Annotated in this window: 21 protein-coding genes; 5 read left to right on the forward strand and 16 right to left on the reverse strand. The window is 45.0% G+C overall.

Translation table 11 applies throughout. The features are described from left to right. Positions 1-79 precede the first annotated feature (79 nt). Complete coding sequence (locus tag AC06MN_RS10325) at positions 80-853, reverse strand: transposase (protein ID WP_475672296.1); 774 nt, start codon at positions 851-853, stop codon at positions 80-82. A gap of 121 nt (positions 854-974) precedes the next feature. Here AC06MN_RS10325 and AC06MN_RS10330 point away from each other — a divergent pair, with 121 nt between their 5' ends. After that, positions 975-1,379, forward strand: coding sequence for a hypothetical protein (locus AC06MN_RS10330; RefSeq protein ID WP_475672297.1), 405 nt, complete (start codon positions 975-977; stop codon positions 1,377-1,379). On the opposite strand, the gene AC06MN_RS10335 is transcribed toward AC06MN_RS10330, so the two are convergent. The 5 genes from AC06MN_RS10335 to AC06MN_RS10355 form a co-directional block, all read right to left on the reverse strand. Further along, positions 1,345-2,385, reverse strand: a complete 1,041-nt coding sequence (locus AC06MN_RS10335) for a Fic family protein (protein WP_475672298.1) — start codon at positions 2,383-2,385, stop codon at positions 1,345-1,347. The genes AC06MN_RS10330 and AC06MN_RS10335 overlap by 35 nt on opposite strands. Positions 2,386-3,137: 752 nt before the next feature. Beyond that, positions 3,138-3,404: a hypothetical protein gene (locus AC06MN_RS10340; protein ID WP_475672299.1), complete on the reverse strand. Its 267-nt coding sequence runs from the start codon at positions 3,402-3,404 to the stop codon at positions 3,138-3,140. Between the two features lie 81 nt (positions 3,405-3,485). Then, positions 3,486-3,758, reverse strand: a complete 273-nt coding sequence (locus AC06MN_RS10345; protein WP_475672300.1) for a hypothetical protein — start codon at positions 3,756-3,758, stop codon at positions 3,486-3,488. 193 nt (positions 3,759-3,951) lie between these two features. Then, complete coding sequence (locus tag AC06MN_RS10350; RefSeq protein WP_475672301.1) at positions 3,952-4,974, reverse strand: 2-oxoacid:ferredoxin oxidoreductase subunit beta; 1,023 nt, start codon at positions 4,972-4,974, stop codon at positions 3,952-3,954. 7 nt (positions 4,975-4,981) lie between these two features. Continuing rightward, positions 4,982-6,823, reverse strand: a complete 1,842-nt coding sequence (locus AC06MN_RS10355) for a 2-oxoacid:acceptor oxidoreductase subunit alpha (RefSeq protein WP_475672302.1) — start codon at positions 6,821-6,823, stop codon at positions 4,982-4,984. A 333-nt stretch (positions 6,824-7,156) separates the two neighbouring features. Between AC06MN_RS10355 and AC06MN_RS10360 the strand changes: the two genes are divergently transcribed. Both AC06MN_RS10360 and AC06MN_RS10365 read left to right on the forward strand, forming a co-directional pair. After that, on the forward strand, positions 7,157-7,324 hold the full coding sequence (locus tag AC06MN_RS10360) for a DUF362 domain-containing protein (protein WP_475672303.1): 168 nt from the start codon (positions 7,157-7,159) through the stop codon (positions 7,322-7,324). Between the two features lie 202 nt (positions 7,325-7,526). Continuing rightward, complete coding sequence (locus AC06MN_RS10365) at positions 7,527-8,345, forward strand: hypothetical protein (RefSeq protein WP_475672304.1); 819 nt, start codon at positions 7,527-7,529, stop codon at positions 8,343-8,345. A 125-nt stretch (positions 8,346-8,470) separates the two neighbouring features. On the opposite strand, the gene AC06MN_RS10370 is transcribed toward AC06MN_RS10365, so the two are convergent. From AC06MN_RS10370 to hutI, 4 genes are read right to left on the reverse strand one after another with little or no spacing between them, the layout of a single operon-like run. Then, on the reverse strand, positions 8,471-8,803 hold the full coding sequence (locus AC06MN_RS10370; protein WP_475672305.1) for a hypothetical protein: 333 nt from the start codon (positions 8,801-8,803) through the stop codon (positions 8,471-8,473). Positions 8,804-8,839: 36 nt separating this feature from the next. Continuing rightward, positions 8,840-10,228 carry a DUF5723 family protein gene (locus tag AC06MN_RS10375; protein ID WP_475672306.1) on the reverse strand — a complete coding sequence of 463 codons (1,389 nt, stop codon included), beginning with the start codon at positions 10,226-10,228 and terminating at the stop codon, positions 8,840-8,842. Further along, the gene (locus AC06MN_RS10380) at positions 10,225-11,754 is read right to left on the reverse strand and encodes a hypothetical protein (RefSeq protein WP_475672307.1); all 1,530 of its coding nucleotides are present in this window, start codon (positions 11,752-11,754) and stop codon (positions 10,225-10,227) included. The genes AC06MN_RS10375 and AC06MN_RS10380 overlap by 4 nt, the downstream gene beginning before the upstream one ends. Before the next feature lie 11 nt (positions 11,755-11,765). Next, on the reverse strand, positions 11,766-13,007 hold the full coding sequence (hutI, locus tag AC06MN_RS10385) for an imidazolonepropionase (RefSeq protein WP_475672308.1): 1,242 nt from the start codon (positions 13,005-13,007) through the stop codon (positions 11,766-11,768). Between the two features lie 276 nt (positions 13,008-13,283). On the opposite strand from hutI, the gene trxA reads away from it, so the two are divergent. Together trxA and AC06MN_RS10395 are read left to right on the forward strand one after the other, a co-directional pair. Then, a complete protein-coding gene (gene trxA, locus AC06MN_RS10390; RefSeq protein WP_475672309.1) occupies positions 13,284-13,718 on the forward strand; it encodes a thioredoxin in 435 nt (144 codons plus the stop codon). A gap of 85 nt (positions 13,719-13,803) precedes the next feature. Then, positions 13,804-14,412 (forward strand): WbqC family protein, encoded by a 609-nt coding sequence (locus tag AC06MN_RS10395; protein WP_475672310.1) that lies wholly within the window; start codon positions 13,804-13,806, stop codon positions 14,410-14,412. A gap of 592 nt (positions 14,413-15,004) precedes the next feature. Here AC06MN_RS10395 and secDF read toward each other — a convergent pair. From secDF to murA, 6 genes are all read right to left on the reverse strand, one after another. Continuing rightward, positions 15,005-18,217 carry a protein translocase subunit SecDF gene (secDF, locus tag AC06MN_RS10400; protein WP_475672311.1) on the reverse strand — a complete coding sequence of 1,071 codons (3,213 nt, stop codon included), beginning with the start codon at positions 18,215-18,217 and terminating at the stop codon, positions 15,005-15,007. A 180-nt stretch (positions 18,218-18,397) separates the two neighbouring features. Beyond that, positions 18,398-19,711 (reverse strand): ABC transporter permease, encoded by a 1,314-nt coding sequence (locus tag AC06MN_RS10405; protein WP_475672312.1) that lies wholly within the window; start codon positions 19,709-19,711, stop codon positions 18,398-18,400. Beyond that, a complete protein-coding gene (locus AC06MN_RS10410; protein WP_475672313.1) occupies positions 19,708-20,619 on the reverse strand; it encodes an ABC transporter ATP-binding protein in 912 nt (303 codons plus the stop codon). The genes AC06MN_RS10405 and AC06MN_RS10410 overlap by 4 nt, the downstream gene beginning before the upstream one ends. 173 nt (positions 20,620-20,792) lie before the next feature. Next, positions 20,793-21,962: a molecular chaperone DnaJ gene (dnaJ, locus tag AC06MN_RS10415; RefSeq protein ID WP_475672314.1), complete on the reverse strand. Its 1,170-nt coding sequence runs from the start codon at positions 21,960-21,962 to the stop codon at positions 20,793-20,795. A 110-nt stretch (positions 21,963-22,072) separates the two neighbouring features. Further along, the gene (locus AC06MN_RS10420) at positions 22,073-22,696 is read right to left on the reverse strand and encodes a nucleotide exchange factor GrpE (RefSeq protein ID WP_475672315.1); all 624 of its coding nucleotides are present in this window, start codon (positions 22,694-22,696) and stop codon (positions 22,073-22,075) included. A 268-nt stretch (positions 22,697-22,964) separates the two neighbouring features. Continuing rightward, positions 22,965-24,269, reverse strand: a complete 1,305-nt coding sequence (gene murA / locus AC06MN_RS10425; RefSeq protein ID WP_475672316.1) for a UDP-N-acetylglucosamine 1-carboxyvinyltransferase — start codon at positions 24,267-24,269, stop codon at positions 22,965-22,967. Positions 24,270-24,294 lie beyond the last annotated feature (25 nt).

The raw sequence follows: 24,294 nt of genomic DNA on the forward strand, positions 1-24,294 counted from the left end.
CAATCTCTAACCTTTCATTATTATTTTATATTTTATATAAAATGTTGCTAATTTACTATTTATCAATGTGATAAAAACATCAATTCATTCCTAACCGTACTATTTGTTCATATCGGCACACGTTGTAAACCAGATTGGTCAAGGTGTTCCTCGCGGCATTCCGCGCGAAGTCGATCAAGCGGGTGAACATCCCGTGCAGGTTCAGCTCGCAGTAGCCGAACACATGCTCCACTCGCACCCTCGTCCTGGAATTCTTCTTGTTGGCCTTTCTCTTCTTATCCTCCTCAGCATCGTCATCTTCCGCGTTCCAAAGTTCGCCGCCGCGACCATCCTTTATGGCCATGTTCTCTTCGCGCGTGTTGCGCTGGCGGGGGACTTCCACGAAACTGCCGTCTATTATCACGCCCTGGCTCATTATCAGGTTCTTCTCCCGCAGGAATCTGTCGAAGTCGGCAAAGAGTCTGTCATGGAGCGCTTTCCTTGTCAGCTGCTCCCTGAACGCCCAGATGGTCCTGGCATCGGGCACCTTGTCTCCGCTTGCCAGGCCTAGGAAGCCCCTGAAACTTGTGCGGTTAACTATCTGGTATTCGGCCTGCTCGTCGCTCAGGTTATACATGCGTTGCAGCACAAGGATCTTGAACATCAGCACATAGTCGTACGGTTTTGCACCAGCTTTCGTCAGACGCTCACGGTACAAGCCTGTCTCCAATGTCTCACGGAACATCTCGAAATCAACCGTTTCCGAAAGCCTCTCAAGTGGATTCCCTAATGCGGACAACATGGATGTCCTCTCTTCCGAATCAAATAATCCTTGGTTGCCAAGCTTTCTGTATGCCCTTTTGCATGTGTCCATTTTCTCTTCAAATTTTCGGCAAATATACAAATATTTATCTGAATATCAAAGAGTTTTATTTAGAAATGCCCAAGAATTTAAGAAAATATAATGCTTTTGATAAAAACAACAAATTGATAACATGAACAACATTGAAGAAGGTCTAAAACGACGCATTGGTTCTAACTATTTGATTGGCTGCTTTACTATCAAAAAAGATGGGAGAACCTGTTTCACTGATATTCGTGGTGGAGAGGGGGATTTGGTCAACATACCTTCTTTGGGAGATGACCTAGAAATCGGATACACAGGAAAACCTCTTGAGGTTGGTGTGTTTTATTCTTTCAACTGGCATCTCTCTGATGGACTGTATTATTTTCTTCTCTTCTATTTCATTTATGAAGTATTTTGCCTGAAATCCTATGACTTCATCATCTATTCTGATAGTGTCGGTCTCATTGCCTGCATGGTAACTTACTATATTGTAATTTCCTATAACGATGACAAACGTATCAATTCCTATTTATCACCCACAAACCATTCTTAGCACTGCCTTGTCGTGTGAGCACATTGAGCTCACGCAGTTTTTTTATCTGTTTCTCAACGGCTCGCTTCGTGATGCCTAGGTTATCTGCTAAATCTTGGGCGGTCATTGCTGGGTTGGAGTTGAGGGAAAGGAGAAGTTGCTTCTCGTTATCACCGAACTTTACACCGAACTTTACACCGAACTCCTTGCCGAATGTTATACCGAACTGCTTATCAAGTGGTGACTCATTAGGATTATAGTCCGGCTGCTCCGTGCCCTGGTGCGACTTGAGTGTTTTAAGTATCTCTTCGAGCATGAAATCAATAAAAGGACCTGAATCAGCCTTCGCTGTGCTTTGGGCTATGGCAGCGTAGTAAGCCTCTTGATTAGAATATACCATATTTTCGACAGGAAGATGCGCAAACAACGGATTCAATCTGCCCAATATAAGCGATTGCCACAAACGGCCAGTACGACCGTTTCCATCCGAGAATGGATGAATGAATTCAAACTCGTAGTGGAACACACATGAACGAATGAGCAGATGGTCGTCAGCCTTGGCGAGCCATTCGAACAAATCATCAATCAGCTGCGGTACACGTTCTGCTGGCGGAGCCATGTGAACAAGCCCCGTATCAGAGAACACGCCAACACCACCCCTGCGGAACTTGCCGGCATCGTCGACGAGAGCCATCATCATTGTGCCATGCGCACGCAACAAATACTTCACACTGAAAGGATTCAGCGAATTGTACATGTCGTATGTGGCAATGGCGTTCTTCACTTCCTGTATCTGGCGCAGTGGCGCCACAACTGTCTTGCCTTCTATGATGTCGGCCACCTGACCTTCGCTCAGTTTGTTGCCTTCAATGGCAAGTGAAGAGTGGATGGTTTTGATACGGTTCGCCTTACGCAGACGCAATCCGTCGCTTTGCTCCAACCGAATGGCAAAGCGTTCCATCTGCGCAGAAATCTCTGCTATCAGATTGATGGCTGTCGATGATATGGTGAATGGAGGTGTATACATAGCTCTGTCTAGTTTTTACGTTTTGCCATGAAAGCGAATTATTCATCGCCGTATTTAAGTATCAAAAGTATGAACGATATGGACGCAATGTACCTTTCTTATAATGTAATCAATAAATAAATTGCAAATATAACAAAAAACATTGCTATCTGGTTAAGTAATGATTAAAAAATAAGTTGTAATGATGCAATTGCTTAAATGACATAATATGTGTGATTTATACTTTAATATCGTCTCACGTTATTTTTTAAGCGTTAATTAGTTAAGATTTTCAGGGAGATTTTCAGTTAGGATTTTGAGGGCTTAGCCCGACCCAAAGAAGAATCGTAGAAACATTTTCAGCAAGATTCTCAGTTGGGATTTTTGTTGGAGATTTTTTCAAAAATCCTTCTGAAAATCCATACTTAAAATCCTGCTAAAAATAATCGAAGGCTTTCGCTATTTTGGGGTCGCTTCGCTCAAAATCCCTACTGAAAATCCTGCAAAAAATCCTTACTGACGTTTCCGGATTGCTAAACTGTGAAAAAGAAGAACGACCATCCATTATGTGTGATTTATACTTTAATATCGTCTCATGTTATTTTTTAAGCGTTACTAAATATGTACTTTTGCCAATGCTATTTTTATTTTGATGCATTGCTAACTGACAAAACCGCTTCCATCAAAAATCCATCTATGAAAATCACTTTTTCGACATTGGTTACAGTGAAATGCCTTTCAGATGCTATTTCAGTTACACCTTCTTTGTCAGATCAATACTGTCCATATTCTTTTTGTTTCCTTAATGATTTCGGAACGCAAATCTTCCATTCGTTATCGAAGGCATCACAATCTTCATCAGCCGACAGGTAACACACATTACAGCCAATCCTTTCCTTGCAATGCTTGAAAAAGTTGTCTGACAATCCAAGTCCATCGTTGAATTGTGAAAGAAGAAAACCTGCCCGTTGATAGGTGCTCAGCCGCGATTTCCGGGTGTTGTAGCAAACGTTTTCTGTCGATTCAATATCCTGATACACGACTACTTAAAATTTGACGCAAAAATATCAAATATTGATATAGTTGCGTGTGTTTTTAAGTTTTATTTCCTACAAGATTCATCATTTCTGTGAATTGAGCAGTTCCAGCACCTTCTTCAGCGTTTCTTCATCAACGCTGGCAAGTTTCTTTGCGACATCGCCCTTGAGGGTTGATTTTTCATTCGCCTTTTGATCCCACTTTGCCAACTCCGTACGCTGGGTTTCGTCACTAACCTCAATATAAGGACGCATTGATTGGTAAGTGCTATGGCCAGTACAACTCATCACGACGGTCGGGGGAATGCCAAAGGCCAATGAGCTATGTTTTCCTGATTCAGGTAGACTCGGTTTCACTGATTATTACTGATATGAATTGACTTATTGCTGTTAATCTTGGAATGAGTTTACCATCCGAGCCTTATCCCTGTCAGTGTGCGTAACTGATACACTGTTGACTCTTCTTTATGAGTCAACCTTATTCAGGGGAATACAAAAAAATCCCGCTCAAAGGAACGGGATTCTTCATTTATGAAATAGTTGAATATTCTTATTCGATAGTCCATGTTGAACCGCTGTTCAGCAGGTCGTCCATGTTCTTCACCTTCGAGTTGGCCTTTTCGTTGACGATAATTTTATCGAGGCTGTCGTTGAAGGTTGGAGCAACCACATCGCGGATGACGCCAATGGCAACTGGATACTCAGGCGGCATCATGTGAGCCAGCATCATGTGAATACCAGTGTTTTGTGTGGTCTTGTCGTGAACGAGAATATCCTTTTCGGTAATGCCGTTTTCGCCAATGGTAACGACTTCGAGACGGTTGTTTCTCAAAACGATACCCTTGTTGCGGTCTTTACCGAAAATCAGCGGCTGGCCGTGAACGCACTTCACCTGCATATCGTCGCGGACATCCTTACCAGTGATGTTTTCGTGAACACCGTTCGAGAAAATCATGCAGTTCTGGAGGATTTCGGTCACTGACATGCCTTTGTGCTTATAGGCTTCCATGAAGATTTCGCTCATTTCCTTTGGATTCACATCGACGGCGCGGGCGAAGAAAGTAGCCTTTGCACCGATGGCGAGTTCGCCAGGATTGAATGGATCTTCGTAAGTGCCTTGCGGGCTAGTCTTGGTCTTCGTGCCACGGAATGTGCAAGGTGAGAATTGGCCCTTGGTCATGCCATAGATACGGTTGTTGAAGAGCAGCAGGTTGATGTCGATGTTACGACGGCAAGCGTGAATGAAGTGGTTGCCACCGATTGCGGTGCAGTCACCATCGCCGGTAATCATCCAAACGGAGAGGTTCGGATTGGCCAACTTGACGCCTGTTGCAGCGGCAGCAGCACGGCCGTGAATACTATGGAAACCGTATGTGTTCATGTAGTATGGGAAACGTGAAGAGCAGCCGATACCTGAAACGACTACGATGTCTTCCTTCTTAACGCCCAATTGTGGGAAAATGTCCTGAACGGCTTTCAAGATAGCATGGTCGCCGCAGCCTGGGCACCATTTAACGACTTGGTCGCTGGCAAAATCTGCCTTGGTAAGAACTTGATTATCTAAATTTTCCATAGTCGTATTATTTTAAAAGGTCGTTAAACTTGTCTTCCAGTTCGCCAAGGGTGAATGGCAAACCTTGAACCTTATTATATTGTTCAGTCTTGTATTCTGGGAAGTTCATTCTCAGATACTTGGCAAACTGACCACGGTTGATTTCGCACACCACGATTTTCTTGTGACCAGCGAGCACTTCAGCAGTGTTCTTTGGTAGAGGCATGATGTAATCGAAATGAGCGTGAGCCACCGACTTGCCTTCTTCCATCATCTTTTCGACAGCGGTACGGACAACACCGAAAGTGCCGCCCCAGCTGACGACGAGGAGGTCAGCGTTCTTGTCGCCATAGACTTCCTGCAACGGAATGTCATCGGCAACGCGGTTGATCTTTTCTTCACGCAATTCAGTCATAATCTGGTGGTTTTCAGGATTTGTGGAGAGGTTACCAACCACATTTTCCTTTTCCAGACCACCGACGCGGTGACGGAGGCCTTCGGTTCCCGGGATAGCCCATTCGCGAGCCAAAGTCTTTTCGTCGCGGCGATATGGACGATAGTCAGGGTCGTTAGCCTTGGCGAGGCGTGGAGTGATTGTAGGCATATCTGCCATGCGAGGGATGCGGAACACTTCAGAGCCATTGCCGAGAGCGCCATCGCTCAGCAGAATGACTGGGGTCATGTGTTCGAGAGCGATTCTCGAAGCCTCGAATGCTGAATAGAAGCAACCAGCGGAGCTTCTTGCAGCCAACACTACCAGCGGAGCATCACCGTTACGGCCGTAGAGTGCCTGCAAAAGGTCGCTCTGTTCGGTCTTGGTTGGCAGGCCTGTTGAAGGACCGCCACGCTGAACGTCGATGATGACCAATGGCAATTCGGTCATAACGGCCAGACCCATAGCTTCGCTCTTCAGCGAGAGACCAGGGCCTGAAGTCGTTGTAACTGCCAGGCAACCAGTGTATGAAGCACCGATTGACGACATGATGCCAGCAATTTCATCTTCAGCCTGATAAGCCTTCACGCCGAGTTCCTTATGTTTGGTAAGTTCCACCAGAATATCGGTAGCAGGCGTGATAGGATATGAACCCAAGAACAGCGGGCGACCAGAACGTTCGCTTGCTGCCATGAGGCCCCATGCCATAGCCGTGTTACCTGTGATGTTGCGATATTTGCCCTTTTCAAGTTCGGCAGCTTCCACCTTATAAGTATTGGTGAAAAGTTCCCAAGTGTCGGCATAATGATAACCGGCATCCAGAACGGTGCGGTTAGCCTTGATGACTTGATCCTTGCCCTTGAATTTGGTCTCGAAGTATGCGTAAACGGTATCCAGACTGCGGTTGAACAGATACATCACTATACCGAGAGCGAACATGTTCTTCGACTTCAGCATCGATTTCTGATCCATGCCGAAATCCTTCAGGGCTTCTTTGGTCAGTTCCGAGATAGGAGCCTTGACGACTTGATAGTCGGCGAGTGTACCATCAACGGTTGGGTCGGCGGCATAGCCAGCTTTTTCAAGAGCCTTGTCGGTAATGGAGTCGGTGTCGACGATGATGATGGTTCCAGGTCTCAGCCAACGCATGTTAGCCTTGATGGAAGCTGGGTTCATGGCCACCAATACATCGCAAAGGTCGCCTGTGGTATGGACCGGTTTGTGTCCGAAGTGTACTTGGAAACCAGAAACGCCTGCAACCGTGCCTTGTGGAGGACGGATTTCTGCCGGGTAGTCCGGGAAGGTGGCGAAGTCGTTTCCTGCAAATGCCGTAGAATCTGAAAACAGATTTCCGGTAAGTTGCATGCCGTCTCCTGAGTCGCCCGCAAAGCGGATAACGACGTGGTCAAGAGCTACAACTTTACTTTTTCCTGTCATATTATACTAATTTTAAATGATTTAACCAGTTATTTACATTGCCTTTTCGGCAAAACTTTTCTGAGGGTGCAAAGTTACATATTTATATGGTGCAAATGAAATGTTTTATGGAATTTATTTTGGCAGCGAGGCGACGGGGCTGTGAGACAACGAGATTTCGAGATTATGGATTTCCAAATCAGGTAGGCTCGCGACCCCGCAGCCTCGTATTCCCACTACCCTCAAGTTATTTAGATTTGTTATAAATTAGCGGAGAGGGAAACAATTATGGAACAATAGTACTATTTTTGCGGCACAAAATTTAAAATTAACTAATTTCAAAACATTAAAACTATGGCTTATAAAATCACAGACAGTTGTGTCGCTTGCGGCACTTGCATCGACGAATGCCCAGTTGGCGCTATTTCAGAAGGCAACATTTATGTAATTGACGCTGATTCATGCGTTGGTTGCGGTACTTGCGCTGGCGTTTGCCCTAACGAAGCAATCGTAGAAGACTAATTAATTGTATTTAGTTGCATTAAAAGTGAAAGAGCCTGCCAAAAGCAGGCTTTTTTCATTTTTTATCACTTTTTTCAAATTTTTTGAAAGTTTGGCAAATTATTTGCTACTTTTGCAGCGATTCTAAAAGGAGAAACACCGAAGAAGGATATCAAACGAACACATTAAACAACACAATTATTAACTTAAAATTTTCAAAAAAATGAAAAAATTTGCATTAGCACTTTTGTGCATTGTCAGCGTTGCTTTCTTTGCAAGCTGCAGCAAGGATGAAGACAAAGCAGGAAATCCAACCATTAACTTTGTCCAAGATGAAGGTTACATTTCATCAGATGACACGATCGAAGCTTTTACACCCTACATGTTTGGCATTCAAGCCAAATCAAATGAAACCACAAAGGAACTCTTAACCAAATGCTTCATCCAAGTCCTTATGGGTGAAGAAAGAGTGTATGACACACTGGTTGACAACATCAACCAAAACCAGTACAATTTTGATGGCCAAATCGCTTTGCCAGAAGGCGTTTACACAATCATCGCAACAGTCCACAACGACAAAGACATGACTGCCGAATGCAGAATGACCATCACAAGCGTGGTTACCGACACCCCATTGGAAGTCAAAGACATCACATGGGTTCGCAAAGGCGGTAACTGCCAAAGCACAGAAGAAATGGCTCAATATGGCTTGATATGGGAAGGAAGAGACGCTTTTCACGCAAACATTCGCCCTCTGAATGACAATTGCAAGCTCTATGTTATCAATAACAGTGCTGAAGCATTCAATGAAATCTCAACTGAATTTCAAAAGGCCGCTTTCTTCGGCAGCTTGATTGAAATTGGAACTCCTGTTCCTGAATACCGTAATATCAGTGTTGCCACTCCTGGCGACACGACCTACAACGATGTTTTGGCCGTCATCGATGCAGAAGGCAACCAACACATTATCATCTTCGTCAATGCCAATGTCCAAACTGGAGGTTTCGGCGTTCAGACCACTATCACCGGCCAAGCCAAATAATCAAATCAATTATCAACAACGAAAAAAGGCATCCGAAACGGATGCCTTTTTTCGTTTGAAGGATGCTTTTTTAAGAACCGCGTAAAGAAAAAAGAAGCTAAAGGTTTTTATCAGTTTTTTCCCATTTATCGCGAAACAAACGGAATGTTGCACATGTCAAGGATTTCTGTCACGAACTTCCGTTCCAAGATGCCAAACTCGCCATCGGAACGCGAAATTTTGGTCATCATCAATGAAAAATCGTGCTTCTTCTCTTTCGGCAAATGTCTTAAAATCTCAAAAGTGCGTGATTGCAGTTCGTCTTTAGGGATTGGCACAAAACCATTGTCCGGCAAATCCAACTCCTTTAAACACGATTTATATACCGCATTTTCCATCTCATGTTCCCGGAAATCGGCATGAGCCAAATTATAAAGCACACTGGCTATGGCTTCCTTCTCTATCTTATTGTATTCCATTTTCTTAAAACTGAATTCCGTTTATTTCAATCCTTTTTAATGCAAACGTTTATCCACTATAGTGAAGACGATTCCGAGTTGGAAATTCATACCGCTGGTATTCAATGGCTTAAAGCAACCAATAATATTGTTTGTGGCAGCATAAATATGGAAAAACTTCAAGTTGCAGGTAAAGCCAAGGCCAAGATTATCGAAGCTGCGCTTCATCATGGAATAAGAGGCGCACAAATCAAAAGTTTTGTTCAAAGTAGCATTGTAAGCCAAAGTCATCGCGGGGCGGACACCCAATCCGCTGCAATAGCCATGAAATTGCGCAATGAACCTGTGTTTATCATTCAAAGCGTAGGTGCCGCGCAGCAAAATATTGGTATGCAACATAGTAGTGTAATCCCCTGAGTTTTCCGTTTCAAAATCGAAGTAATCCTTCATGTCATTGAAATACTTATTGCGGTATTCATTATCCGACAAAATTTTCTGCAATTCGCTGACATTGATGCCTTGAAAGAGGAAAGTCCCATTGTCATAAAACTGGCCGTTATCGACAATCTGGCCGTTCAACATCACACCGGTTTTTTTCCAATGGATGAAACCCAAATCGTTCACAGCAGCCATCAAACCGAAGTGGTCGTCAAAACGATATTCGGCAGCCAAGTCAATGCCAACCCCAGGACTATGGAACAAATCCGCCACATTGAAGCGGCTGTTTTCAAATTCAATCTTATTATCCTTGATTTGGAAAGGCATAGGCGATGTCAATCGCAATGCTAAATCCTCTTCGATGCACAAGGAATAATCTTCATCAGTGATTATCTTTACGTTGCAAGCCTCCGTCTTGGCTTCGCCCACACCAAGGAGCAGCTTCACCCTACCGCCAACAGAAAGCTGCGAAGTCGCTTTTATCTGATAACCAAGCGCAAACTCCTGAAAGCACAAGGCATTCAAACCAACCTTCACATCAACGGGGTTGTCATATCCGACAAAAGCCGTATTTCCAGAAGCCGCAAACTGGAACAAATCATCACTGATATTGTTTGCCCATTGGAAACGGACACGATGGCTATACGTCATATAACCATGCCGTAATCTCTTTCCAAAGCTCAAAACCTCCAAATCGAGAGTGGAATTCAGGCCGTTTTCCGGCTGCAAACTATTGGCAAAGTTCTTCAAATCGATGACAGAAGGCCTGCCCGAAGCATCGTAACGGAACATGTTATCCATGCGGAAATCCAAGTTCCTGAAATCGCCGCAAATGTTACCAATGCCAACGGAAAAATGGCTGTCGTATGGCAAATCAGCCGACGGATTGTTTTTCAGCTGATACGGATTTGTCTTCATAAAGTCGACTGGCGAGACATCCTGAGCCTTGAGTTGCACGACAACTATGGTAGACAGCAAAAAGCACAAGGTTTTAACCAATTTATTCATTCTCCGGAAGATTTTGAAAATTCAACATTACCTTTGTATTTTACAATTGCCTTCATGTTGAAAAACAAATTCTGATCCTTGTACAACATCACATCATGGGAATCGGTGTCAACGGCAAAACTCAAAATAATGTGATTCGATTTCAGGATTTTATCGACACGCTCATCAGCAGCTTGGACTTTGATTTCCGATTCCACTTGGGATGCATCAAAAGAGCAAAGTAGTATTTCATCGACAGCCAGAGTATCCATTAACACATCATGCACAGAATCATACATATATGCGCTAACGTTCATGTTAAAAGGCATGTCAGTCAAAAAATCGAAATCGAGGCAAATCTCATCAATTATTTCCGGCAAAGACGCATTGGCAAGATCAAACTCCAAAGTGTCTGAATAGACAAGACTTTCAACATTGAAAGAACACGGAATGTCCACATCGACCTTCAAGTCAATCGTTGATGTGTCGCTGACAGAAACGATGTCTGCCATTCCATAAGGATTCAGGATCATAATCCCCGTAGCGTAAGCATCGTTGGAAGTCATATTAAGCTTTCCCCGCAACGTCTCGTTCAACACCTCAATGTAATCATGCGATGGCGGAGCTATGACAACCTTAGGCATCTCACCGAAAATATGGTAAGGAACGACACCTTCACCCCAAACCAAAGCTGTATCAATCTCAAGCAGAGCATCAAGTTGAAATCCATTTCTTTCCCTCAATTTAATATTTGAAGCACACACGTTAGCCGTGCCTAAAATCTTATCAGAAAACATCTTGAAAGTCGTATCAAGCGAGAAGGATGACTTATAATCCGATATACGGCCAATCATTTCACGCACGCGCAAATCCGACACGTGCAAATTGGTTTGGAAAGACAATTCGGGTTGAGTGAAATCATGCAAGGTCAGATTCACCTCGTAGATGAGATTCAGCACATTCTCCACTTCCGTTTGATAGCGGAGACCTGTCAAATCCAAGCTTTCATGACCTAAAACAGGATTGTAAACCAGACACATATCGTTTCCTTCAGCATCCTTGATTTCGGAGGAACGGATGATGATTTGGTTGAGATTCGTGATGTTCGATGAAATACCAAAATCAAATCGACCAGATCGGATTTCAGCCATCAGCACACTGATATTGTTCGATTCCAGTGTCACCGTTTGCGAAAAGAAAATCGTCGTATCAATCGGCTCTGGCAGCACAAACGGGAAAGGATTCGGAATGGAGAAAGTTTCCTCGACATCTATATCGTTAAAATACAGGAGGTCATATCCTTTGACCACATCCATCAAATCGTAATTGAACATGAAATGCATCCCGCCATCCTCATCAAAATTCATCAACGAATCAATTTTGAATCGTTCCAGCAAATCGACAAAAGTGTAGGATGCAGAAGCAAGCGACAACGCAATTTCGCCATCCATTTCAACACCATCCAAATCACTGAAATCGTAGCTTTTGCTGCATGATGTCAGCAAAAGCAGGAAACAGACAAGGACCAATAATAGTTTTTTCTTCATAATCAGTTTTTTCACATCATTTTTCCATTCAAAATCACCTTGGCGACTTTGTTTGCGCCGTAATAATACGGCATATATTCCAACTGCGTCATTGGCTGGGTGATGATGAGGTTGGCAATCTTGCCGCGCGTAATGCTTCCCAGTTCGTCGCTCACGCCCATAGCGTAGGCGGTGTTCAAAGTGGTGGCATTCAGGCCTTCTTCCGGCGTCAGGCGATAGCGGATGCTGGCCATGGAAAGCACAAGCTGCATGTTGCCCGATGGCGAAGTGCCCGGATTGAAATCGGAAGCCATGGCAACCGGCAGACCGTTCTTAATCATCTCGCGTGCTGGCGACAAAGGCAAATTCAGGAAGAAAGCGCAGCCCGGCAAAATGGTCGGCATGGTTTCGGAATCCTTGAGAGCCTCGATTTCAGCCAGCCCCATCTGCTCCAGATGGTCGACGCTGATGGCACCATATTTCACGCCCACCTGCACGCCGCCCGAAACGGCCATCTCGTTGGCATGGATTTTCGGACGCATACCATATTTAATACCCGCCATCAAAATGCGCTCGGTGTCTTCGCAAGTAAAGAAGCCCTGGTCGCAGAACACATCGATGAAATCGGCCAAATCCTCAGCAGCTACCAACGGAATCATCTCGTTGATAACCAAATCGACATAATCTTCCTGATGACCGCGATATTCCATCGGGATGCCGTGTGCGCCCAAGAAATTCGACTTGATGGTCAAAGGCGAGTTTTCCTTCAGACGGCGGATGACGCGCAGCAGTTTCAGTTCGCTTTCGGTGGTCAAGCCGTAGCCGCTCTTGATTTCGACGGCACCCGTTCCATAATGCATAATTTCGTTCAGGCGTTCCATGGCGGTTTCGTACAATTCATCTTCCGATGCCGCCGCTGTTGCCTTGGCCGAATTGAGGATGCCACCGCCGCGTTTGGCGATTTCCTCATAACTCAAACCACGGATTTTGTCGACAAACTCCAGTTCGCGCGAGTTGGCATAAACCAGATGCGTGTGCGAGTCGCAGAAGCAAGGCATGACCAGACTGCCGCTTACATCAATGATGCGGCGGTTTTCTGACAGATAGCGTTTACATTCAGGCGAATCCATCGGACCATAATCGACGATTTTCTTTCCTTTTGTCAACAGGAAAGCATTCTTTATTCTTCCGATTTCCGACATCTCGGAGCCACGTTTCATCAGGCGGCCTTCCTCTTCGATGCCCACAAGTTCCTTGATATTAACGAGTAACATAATTACAAAATTTGATTTATGCCACAAAGATAGAACTTATTCAAAAATATTCTTACTTTTGCCACATAAATTTGAAGAAAAGTAACAATAAAAAAATAAGTTGAGACAGTTCTAACACATATCAATATCGTTTTTATAAACACAAATTTCCACGAATTAAACATGAATTTCCATAGATTAAACTGATATATAGGCAATTATAAATTTCGATAATTTTCGCTCAGCGAAGCGAAAAACAGTTATTTTCGTTATAGGTTATTTTTTAATTATCACAAAATGAGAAAATCCGTCATCCTCACATTAATCTGCATTGCTTTTTCAGCCAATATCTTTGCTCAGGAAAAAGCAGACTCAAAAGTCATCACCTTGACTTACAATGAATTCATCAAGACCGTATGGAATTTTGAAAAGAGTCCGAACATTTTCAAATATGAAGGGAAACTGCCCTGTGTAGTTGATTTCTATGCCACTTGGTGCGGGCCTTGCCGCAAGGTCTCCCCTATCATGGAGAAAATTGCAAAGGAATACGATGGGATGCTCATCATTTACAAAATCGATGTCGACAAAGAGCCGAAACTTGCCAGCACATTTAGTGTCAGAAGCATTCCGACGGTTCTTTTCATCCCAATGGAAGGCCAACCCATGAAACAAGTCGGCGCTTTGAGCGAGCAGCAATACAAGCAGATCATTGAGAACAACTTGCTGAAGTGAGTTTGGTTTTCGGTTTTCAGTTTACAGTTTTTCAGTTACTGTAAAAAACTGACAACTGATAACCGACAACTGATAACCTAAAAAAATGAGCGCATTATTCCCCACCGCATATTTCCCGAGCATCGGCTACATGAAACTGCTTCTGCAAGCCGAACAACCCGTCATCGAGATTTGGGACACCTACCACAAGCAGACTTTCCGCAACCGCTGTCAGGTGATGACCGCCAACGGCGTGCAGGCCTTGAGCATTCCCGTCAAGAAAGTAAACGGCAACCACACCATGACCAAGGATATGGCCATTAGTCCTATCGAGCCGTGGCAGAAAATTCATCGCCGCTGTTTAGAGTCGGCTTACAAGGCCTCGCCTTATTTCGACCATTATTACGGTTACATTGCGCCTGTTTTTGAAACTAAGTTTGAGAAACTCATTGATGTCAACGATGCCGCACTGAAAGCTATTTTCAAGATGCTGAAACTCAATATGGAAATCGCTTATTCGACGGATTATGTCCACGAAACGGAACACGATCTCCGCGACTTGCTTTCTTCAAAGAATGTCGATTTGGGGCTTCAGTTTCCGCCTTATTACCAGGTGTTTTGCAACAAATACCCCTTTGCTCCCGACTTGAGCATTTTGGACTTGATTTTCAATGAAGGACCGGAAGCAAAAAACCATCTCTTAAGAACCATTTGAGATTTTGATTTTAAACCACAATTTTCAATAAACTACGTTTTTTCTCCCGCAGATAACGCTGATTTATGCAGAGAGTTTTATGAACCGCTGATTGCGCTGATTTTCAATAAACTACTGATTTTACAGATATATTTATTAATGCGCAAGCGCATGAATTTCTACAGATTTGGCTGACGTGAAGCGTCTTTCCCGCGAAGGCGGGAATCTCCATATTTAATCTGGAATTTACTCCGCATTTACTGTCAACCGCCTTGGCGGAACATATTTTTTTCAAACAAAAATTGCCACGAATTGGCCACAAATTATCATTAATTCATTTTTTGCTGCTCCGCCGTAGGCTCATCGACCCAAAATCCTTCCAACTCTGTTGCAGGCATCGGCTTGACGATGATTGTTATCGACAACCGTCCCCGCACACGCGAGGATGACGACGGTAAAATCAATGATTTGTTTCCCGATAAAAATTTACTCCTAATTTACTCGTCAAATATACTCCGCATTTCCTGTCAACCGCCTTGGCGGAATGTTGCAAAAAAAATCCCGCCGTTTGGCGGGATTTTTGCAAGCAGATTGAAGGTTAATATTTTAGATATTATTTTCTTCTTGAAGATTGTGCCTTTTCTTCAATTTCCACATCCTTTTCCTTACCCTTCATCAGGACATAAGCGAATGGAGTTGAGAGGAACACTGAAGAGAATGTACCGGCAATGATACCAACCAGCAGGGCGAAGATGAAGCCGCGGATGGTGTCGCCACCAAAGATGAAGATGGCCAGCAACACGACGAGGGTTGAACCTGAGGTGTTGAAGGAACGTGTCAATGTGCTGTTCACTGCGTTGACCATGTTTTCTTTCCATGTAGCCTTCGGGTGGTTGTTGACGTTCTCACGGATACGGTCGAAGATAACCACGGTAGCATTGATGGAGTAACCGATGACGGTCAGAACGGCAGCGATGAAGCTCTGGTCGACTTCCATGGTGAATGGCAAGACGTTGTAGAACAACGAATACATACCCAACACGAGGATGGTATCGTGTGCCAATGCCATGATGGAAGCGAGACCATACTGCCATTTTCTGAACCTGACGGCGATGTAGCAGAACATCAGGGCCAATGCAACGATGATGGCGATGATGGACTTGCGGGTAACGTCGCTTGCGATGGTAGCACCGACTTTCTGAGTACTCAGGATACCGACGGTTTCGTCTTCTGATGAGAACTGGCTCATGGCGAGTTGCTGCTTATAGAGGCCCTTCAAATTATCGTAGAGGATGACTTGGAGAACTGAATCAACAGCCTGATTGTCGTTTTCGATCAAGAACTTGGTCGTGATCTTCACCTGACCGTTTGTACCGTATGTCTTGACTTCTGGAGTTGACCAATCCTTGATTTCCTGATCTTCTCTCATTTCAAGAGCGTTGTGGATGGCTGCCTTGTCGATGTTGACATCAGTCAAAGCATCGCGGACTTGTTCAACCTTTATAGATGGGTCGTCGAATTGAACGACATAGTTACGGCCACCCTTGAAGTCGATGCCGAGGTTCAGGCCTCTGAAAGCGAGAGAACCAACACTGATGACTACGAAAATACCAGCGATGATGAAAGCGGTCTTGCGGAAATCGATGAAATCGAAGTTCGTATTCTGTAAGAAGTTGCGGGTAGCGTTGGTGGTGAAGGTGATGTCCTTTTCCTTTTCAAGCATACGGGCAAAGATAAGTCTTGAGATGAAGATAGAGGTGAACAGTGATGTCAGGATACCGACGCAGAGGGTGACAGCGAAGCTGTGGACAGGGCCAGTACCTAAGATGATAAGGATGACACCGGTAATCAAGGTGGTGACGTTACCGTCGATAATGGCTGAATAAGCATTCTTGTAACCTTCTTCGATGGCGAGTTTCAAACCCTTGCCATTGCGGACTTCTTCCTTGATACGTTCAAAGATAATGACGTTCGAGTCAACAGCCATACCCAAGGTGAGGACGATACCAGCGATACCAGGCAGTGTCAAAACTGAGCCGAGGCAAGCGAGAACGCCAAACAGGAAGAATACGTTCACCAACAGAGCGATATCGGCTACGAGACCTGACTTGTTGTAGAAGAACACCATGTAAACCAGAACGAGGATGAAGGCAAATACCATTGACCACATACCTTTCTGAACGGCTTCCTTACCGAGTGAAGGACCTACCACTTGTTCTTCAAGGATACGTGCTGGAGCCGGCAATTTACCAGCCTTCAGGATGTTGGCCAAGTCTTGACCTTCTTCAATGGTCATGCCACCGCCAGAGATGGATGAACGGCCACCGGCGATTTCATCATTAACGTTTGGATAACTGTAGACATAGTCATCAAGGACGATGGCAATCTGTCTGCCGATGTTTTCACCTGTGAGGCGCTTCCAAATCTTGGCACCTTCAGCATTCATCTGAATGGTGACTTCCACATCGTTCTGCTGACCGAAGTCCTGACGTGCGTCGGTGACGACTTCACCACCGAGGGCGCATTTGCCGTCGCGAGACATCTTCAGGGCAACGAGGTCGAGGAATTCAACATCGTTCTGACCCTTTTCTGGTTTAACGGTCCAAGCGAACTTCAGGTTGCGTGGGAAGAGGTTTCTGGTATCAGCCAACATTTTGTTGATGGCAGCGGTATCTTTCACTTGAGCGACACCGACGCGGGCTGTCTGACCAGCAACTACCTGACCAGCTTCGTTCTGATAGAATGAAGGTTGGAGAAGGCTGAAGAGAGGATTGTTTTCAGCGAACTTGTTAAGCTGTTCGTCTTCTGAAAGTTCTTCTTCACCTTCTTCGTTCATCTGTTCGAGGAGGTCAGCTTCAGCGGTGCTGTCGGCTTCAGCAACTTCTGTTTCAACGTTTTCTTCTTCAGCAGCAACGGCTTCTTCGCCTTCGGCTGCTGGAGCTTCTTCAGTTTCGACAACTTCTTCTTCAACAGCTTCGTTGGCGTTCAAGTCTTTGGCAGCCTTGTTATTTTCAGCTATCTTAGCATTGGCAGCATCGAAATACTGAGCGAGTTCGTTGAAGTTGTAGGTCTCCCAGAATTCCAACTGAGCGGTGCCTTGCAAAAGTTTGCGGACACGCTTTGGATCCTTGATACCAGGCAGTTCGACGAGGATACGGCCTGAGTTTTCCAATTTCTGGATGTTAGGCTGTGCAACGCCGAAACGGTCGATACGGGTTCTCAGAATCTGGTAGGAACGGTCGATGGCGCCATCGCTTTCTTCCTTCAAGACCTTCAGCACTTCGCTGTTCGTTGAATTGACGGTGATGCCTTTGTCTTTGAATTCATACAGGAAAATTGAAGCAAGTTTTGCGTTAGGATCGATTTTTTCGTAAGCTTCGCCGAACAAAGTTACGAAGTCACCTTCACTGTTTTCCAAACCTCTGCTGGCTTCTTCCATAGCCTGGAGGAAAACTGGGTCTTGTGAATGGCCCGACAGTGCGTTGACAATGTCCTTAACGGAAACTTCAAGGGTGACGTTCATACCGCCCTTCAAGTCCAGACCTAAATTGATTTCTCTTTCTTTTGCATCACGATAAGTGAACTTCTTGAATAAGAGGTTGTAAACGTTCGTGTTGCTCACCGAGTCTAAATAGTAAGTCTCTTTCGTCTCTTTCAAGGCTTCGAGTTGTGACTCGTCTCCATTTGCCAGCTTGCTAGCTTCTGTTTCGGCAAACTTGACTGCCTTCTTTTCAACTCTCTTAGTCACCAAAGTGAATGACAGCTGATAGAGGAAAATCAATCCGAAGATGATAGCTAACGCTCTAATTGCTCCTTTGTGTTGCATTTTAAACTAATTTAATTATTTGACTTTTAATTTATTATTGTATTTTCTTCTTATTTCTCCACACTATTGGAGGGTGCAAAAATAGAACATTTCTTTTCAATTCCCAAAAATAATTGAAAATGCTTTTCATTTTACTATTTAAAAAAATCCCGTAATAGTGCTTAATTTATTGATTTATATTTATTTATATTTTAACCATTTGAAAATTTCCTTGTAAGAAAGTTTTTTGCCGTACATCAGGATGCCTGTGCGGTAGATTTTTGCGGCAAACCAGGTCATAAAGACAAATGTCGCGACTAACAAAGCCACTGAAAGTGCTATCTGCCAGATTGGCACGCCAAACGGAATCCTGACCATCATCGTGATGGGGGAGGTGAAGGGTATCATCGAGAGCCAAAGGCCTAATTGTCCGTCGGGATTGTTAATGATGTAGAACGAGGCAATGAGCGCAACGATGAGTGGTACTGTGACTGGTAGCGTAAATTGTTGTGAATCAGTATTGTTGTCAACCAACGAACCGATGGCGGCAAACAGTGTGCCGTATAGCAGGTAGCCGCAAATGAAGAAAATGACGAAGCACAGGATTATGGTGCCGAAATCGATGCTGTTGGCTATGCTGACCACTTGCTGAATGGTTTCGTTGCTCATAATGTCCGTTGTGTCAATGCTTTGCGTCATTACCGTTCCGCTTGAAATGCTTTCAGGATGGGTAATGCCGACGGCTGCCGAAAAACCAAAGTAAATGGCGCCGGTGAGCAAAACCCACATCACGAATTGGGTCAAGGCGACAAGCGAAACGCCAATGATTTTGCCCATCATCAGTTGGAATGGCTTTATGGAACTGATAATCACTTCGATGATGCGGTTCGTCTTTTCTTCTGCCACGCCATTCATCACCTGTCCGCCGAAATTGATGATGAAGAAGTAGATTAGTGTTGCCAGAATGATGCCTAAAATGAATTGCACCTCCGTAAATGTCTCTTTTTCATTGCCTTCGTCGTCCATGCGCATCACCGAAAGGTTGATGTCGGTCTTAACGGCATTGACAATGTCGGGGTCGACGCCCGAGGCTAAGAGTTTCTGCTCCTCGATTTCCTTCTTCATTACCTCCCGAATATAGGTGTCAATGTTGAGCGGAACTTGCCGTTTGCTGTAAAGAATGGCATTAGATGGCACATTGAGTTGGGTCGGAGGAATGTAAAGTGCCATGTCGAAAGCACCTTGATTGACCATTCCCTTCACGGAGTCGATAGGCTGACCTTCAACGATGATGAAAGTCTGCTCTGCGTTGTTGGTGAACCGGTCTTCAAACCAATGGCTTCCGTCGACAACGGCAATGGTCCGACGGTCTTCGCCTGAATTTAATGCCAAAAGAATGGGAACGATGTATAAGGCGGCCAAAAGGATAGGACCGAGAAAAGTCATGATGATGAAACTGCGTTTGCGGACGCGGGTCAGGTATTCGCGCTTGATGATGAGTCCAATCTTGTTCATGATGCTCGGTTTTTGGATTGCACTTCCTGAATGAAAATTTCGTTGATTGAGGGCAACAGTTCCTTGAATGAAACCAATTCGCCTAAATCAATGATGCTGTGAATCAGTTCGCTGTCGGGATTTTCCAAGGTCAGAAGCGTCTCGTCGCCTTCATTGCACACCTTTATATTGTTATAGGTGTCGGTCAATGCTTGCAGTTTCGATTTGTCTCTGATGCGGATTCTGACTTCCTTGTTGTGTGTGTCGAATTGCCGTTTGATGTCGTTGACGCGGCCTTCCAAGATTCGTTTTCCGTTGTTTATCAATGTGATGCTGTCGCAAAGTTCCTCAACGGAAGCCATGTTGTGGGTCGATAAAAGGATGGTTGCTCCATTTTGTCGCAACTCCAGAATGGATTCTTTCAGCAAATTGGCGTTGATGGGGTCGAAGCCGCTGAAAGGCTCGTCGAAGATGAGGATTTTCGGTTCGTGAATGATGGTGGTGATGAACTGAATCTTTTGCTGCATTCCCTTACTGAGTTCCTCGATTTTCTTGTCCCACCAGTTGCCGATTTCAAATTTCTCGAACCAGAATTTAAGGCGTTTTATGGCTTCGGGTTTGCTGATGCCTTTCAGTTGGGCAAGATAGATGGCCTGTTCGCCGACTTTCATTTTCTTGTATAAACCACGTTCTTCCGGCAAATAACCGATGGTGGCGATGTGCTTTTGCGCAAGTTTTTCGCCGTTAATAAGCACTTCGCCACTGTCGGGGGCGGTAATCTGATTGAGAATTCTGATGAGCGTTGTCTTGCCGGCTCCGTTTGGACCTAAAAGGCCATAGATGCTTTGCTCGGGCACTTCCAAACAGATGCTGTCGAGAGCCAGATGGTTGGCATAACGCTTTGTGACATTTTGAACGGAGATGTTCATGGGAGTGATGTTTTGACGATTAGACAATTTGACGATTAGACAATTTGACACTTAGACACTTAGACAATTGGACGGGTTAGACAATTGGGCGGTTAGATAGTTTGATAATTAGTATTCTTGAGTGTTTCTGATTTGTTTGGTCAAAATGTCCACAAGTCTAATAGTCCACAAGTCTAATTAAAGTAATCTCTAATCCTGTTGAAGAAACTCTTTTCCTCGTCGGTCGGATTGGGTTTGAAATTCTCCGATTTGGCAAGTTCTTCCAGCATTTTCTCTTCTTCCTTGGTCACTTTCTTCGGAATCCAGACGTTCACGTTGACCAACATGTCGCCACTGCCGTAACTGTTGATGTTCGGCAAGCCTTTGCCTCTCAATCGCAAAACCTTTCCGCTTTGCGTGCCAGGGGCGATTTTCACGCGGACTTTCCCATCGATGGTCGGGACTTCGGCCTGTGTACCGAGAATGGCTTCCGGGATGGTCAGGAAAAGGTTGTAAATCAGGTTGCTGCCGTCGCGTTCAAATTCCTTGCTTTCTTCTTCCTCGATGACGACAATCAAATCGCCGTTGATGCCGTTGTGCGGACCAGCATTGCCTTTGCCGCGCACGGTGAGCTGCATGTCGTTGCCAACGCCGGCTGGTATTTCGATGTCGATGATTTCCTCACCTTTCATGATGCCTTCGCCCTGGCAGTGCTTGCACTTGTTCTTGATGATTTGTCCCGTTCCGCCGCAGGTAGGGCAGACCGATGCCGTTTGCATGGCGCCAAAGAAAGAATTGACGGTCTGCACGACTTGACCTCTGCCGTGACAGGTCGGGCAGGTTTCGGTTGCACCGTTTTCCGAGCCGCTGCCGTGGCAATGGTCGCAAGTCACATATTTGTTGACTTTGATTTTCTTTTTCACGCCCTTGGCGATTTCCTGAAGGTTGAGTTTCACCTTGACACGGATGTTGGAACCGCGCTGACGGGCAACGCCACCGCGACCGCTACCGCCGCCAAAACCGCCAAAGTTGAAGCCGCCGAAATCGAAACCTCGGCCAAACACGCTGTTCAGGATGTCGTTCAGGTCGAAGTCGCCAAAACCGCCACCGAAACCTCCGCCACTGGCGCTGCCGCCGTTCATGCCGGCAAAGCCGTAACGGTCGTAGCGGGCTCGTTTGTTTTCATCGCTCAAAACGCTGTAAGCCTCAGCCGCTTCTTTGAACTTCTCCTCGGCATCCTTGTCGTCAGGGTTTCTGTCAGGGTGGTATTTCAGGGCCAACTGACGGTAAGCCTTTTTTATCTCTTCGGGTGTGGCGCTCTTGCTGACACCTAACACTTCGTAGTAATCTCTTTTTTCAGCCATAATTCTTTGTTTTTTGTTGGTTTTCGGTTGCCAGTTTTCGGTTATCGGTTTCTGAATAAACAGTATAAACTGAAAACTGTGAACTGAAAACTGAAAACCGATTATTCAATTTAATTTCCAACCACCACGCGGGCGAAACGAATCACTTTGCCGTTCAGTTTGTAACCTTTTTGGATGACATCGAGCACTTTGCCTTTCTGATCTTCCGTTGGAGCCGGAATCAGTGTCAGGGCTTCGTGTTCATCGGTGTTGAATTCTGCGCCCATGGCTTCGATTTCTTCCAGACCTTTTGCCTTTAAGGTGTTCTTCAATTTATTAAAAATCAATGTGACACCTTGTAAGTCGGCTTCGTTGCCATTCTTTTCCATGTTTTGCAAGGCGCGTTCAAAATCGTCGAAAACAGGCAGCAAATCCTTGATGACACCTTCCGATGCGGTGGCGGCCATGTCAAGTTTTTCCTTTGCCGTGCGTTTGCGGTAGTTGTCAAACTCGGAAAACATACGGAGAAACTTATCATTAAGTTCAGCAAACTTCACTTTCCCTTCTTCAATGGCTTTTTCAAGTTCCTTTTCGCGGGCGTGTCTGCCTTTATGTCGCTTTTGTTTGTCATCTGAAGCGTCTTCAACAGTGTTTTCCTGTTTTTCTTCAGTGACGGTTTCTTCGGCTTCCATATTTTCGATGTTCTCCTTTAAGGTTTCATCGTCTTGAATTTCAGTGTTTTTGTTTTCTTCCATTGCTGTTTGATAATTAAAAATGCACTTGGTTTTATCAAAAGGTTTGCCAATCTACTTCGTTTGACAAAATGTCACGTTTTATGTTTGAGTTTCAGTAAAAAAATCAATTTTATCCGTTTTTCTGCAATAAAATTTACTATTTTTTACCGTTTTTCTGCAACGATTTTGAAGATTTTATCTATTTTTCTGCAACAAAAATGCTGATTTTTGCCATTTTTCTGCAATAAAAATAGCCTATTTTGTCCGTTTTTCTGCAATAAAATGAAATTTATATTCTCTCAATCTTAGCTCCCAAAGCATTCAGACGTTGGTCGATGAACTGATAGCCGCGGTCGATTTGGTCGATGTTGTCGATGATGCTGGTACCTTCGGCTGACATGGCTGCAATGAGCAAGGCCACGCCGGCACGGATGTCGGGCGAACTCATGCGCAAACCTCTCAGTTTGTGATGCTTGTCCAATCCGATGACGTTGGCACGGTGTGGGTCGCAAAGGATGATTTGTGCGCCCATGTCGATGAGTTTGTCGACGAAAAACAGACGGCTTTCAAACATTTTCTGGTGAATGAGAACCGTGCCTTTGGCTTGGGTGGCGACCACCAAGACGATACTGATCAAGTCGGGCGTGAAACCAGGCCACGGGGCATCGGCAACGGTGAGGATACTGCCGTCCATGAAAGTGTCGACTTCGTAATGTTCTTGAGCAGGAATGTAAATGTCGTCGACGCGGAATTCCATCTTGACGCCAATCTTTCTAAATACATCAGGGATGCGTCCTAATTGCTGAATGCCAGCGTTTTTGATGGTGATTTCGGAACCGGTCATGGCGGCCATGCCGATGAAACTTCCGACTTCAATCATGTCGGCAAGCAAGCGGTGTGTGGTGCCATGCAGTTGTTTGACACCTTTTATTTTCAATAAGTTGGAACCAATGCCGTCGATTTGTGCGCCCATGCTGACGAGCATCTTGCAAAGCTGCACCAAATAAGGTTCGCAAGCAGCATTGAAAATGGTGGTCTCGCCTTCGGCCATGACTGCTGCCATGACGATGTTGGCCGTACCAGTGACGGAGGCTTCATCCAAAAGCATATAGGTGCCTTTCAGACCTTTAGGAGCCGTGGCTTCGTAGCAAAGGTTGGTGTTGTAGTTGAATTCTGCACCCAGATTCTGCAAGCCGATGATATGCGTGTCGACGCGACGGCGACCGATTTTATCACCACCAGGCTTGGGCATGTAGGCTTTCCCGAAACGGGCCAACATTGGGCCGAGCATCATCACGCTGCCGCGCAATTTGGCTGCTTTTTCGCAGAATGTTTGCGTCTGGAAATAACTGAAATCGATGTCTTTAGCCTGCAAGGTGACTTGGTCGTAGGAAGGACGTTCAACCTTGACGCCCATGTCCGACAGCAATCCAATCAGGTTGTTGATGTCGAGAATGTTCGGCAAGTTGTTGATAGTCACTGGCTCATCGGTCAAGAGACTGGCACAGATAATCTGCATGGCTTCGTTCTTCGCGCCTTGGGGAACGATTTCTCCTTGGAGTTTGCAGCCGCCTTGTATTCTAAAACTACCCATTTTTCTTTTTTGTTGTCGGTTTTCA

The sequence above is a fragment of the Candidatus Limimorpha sp. genome, assembly GCF_056203535.1.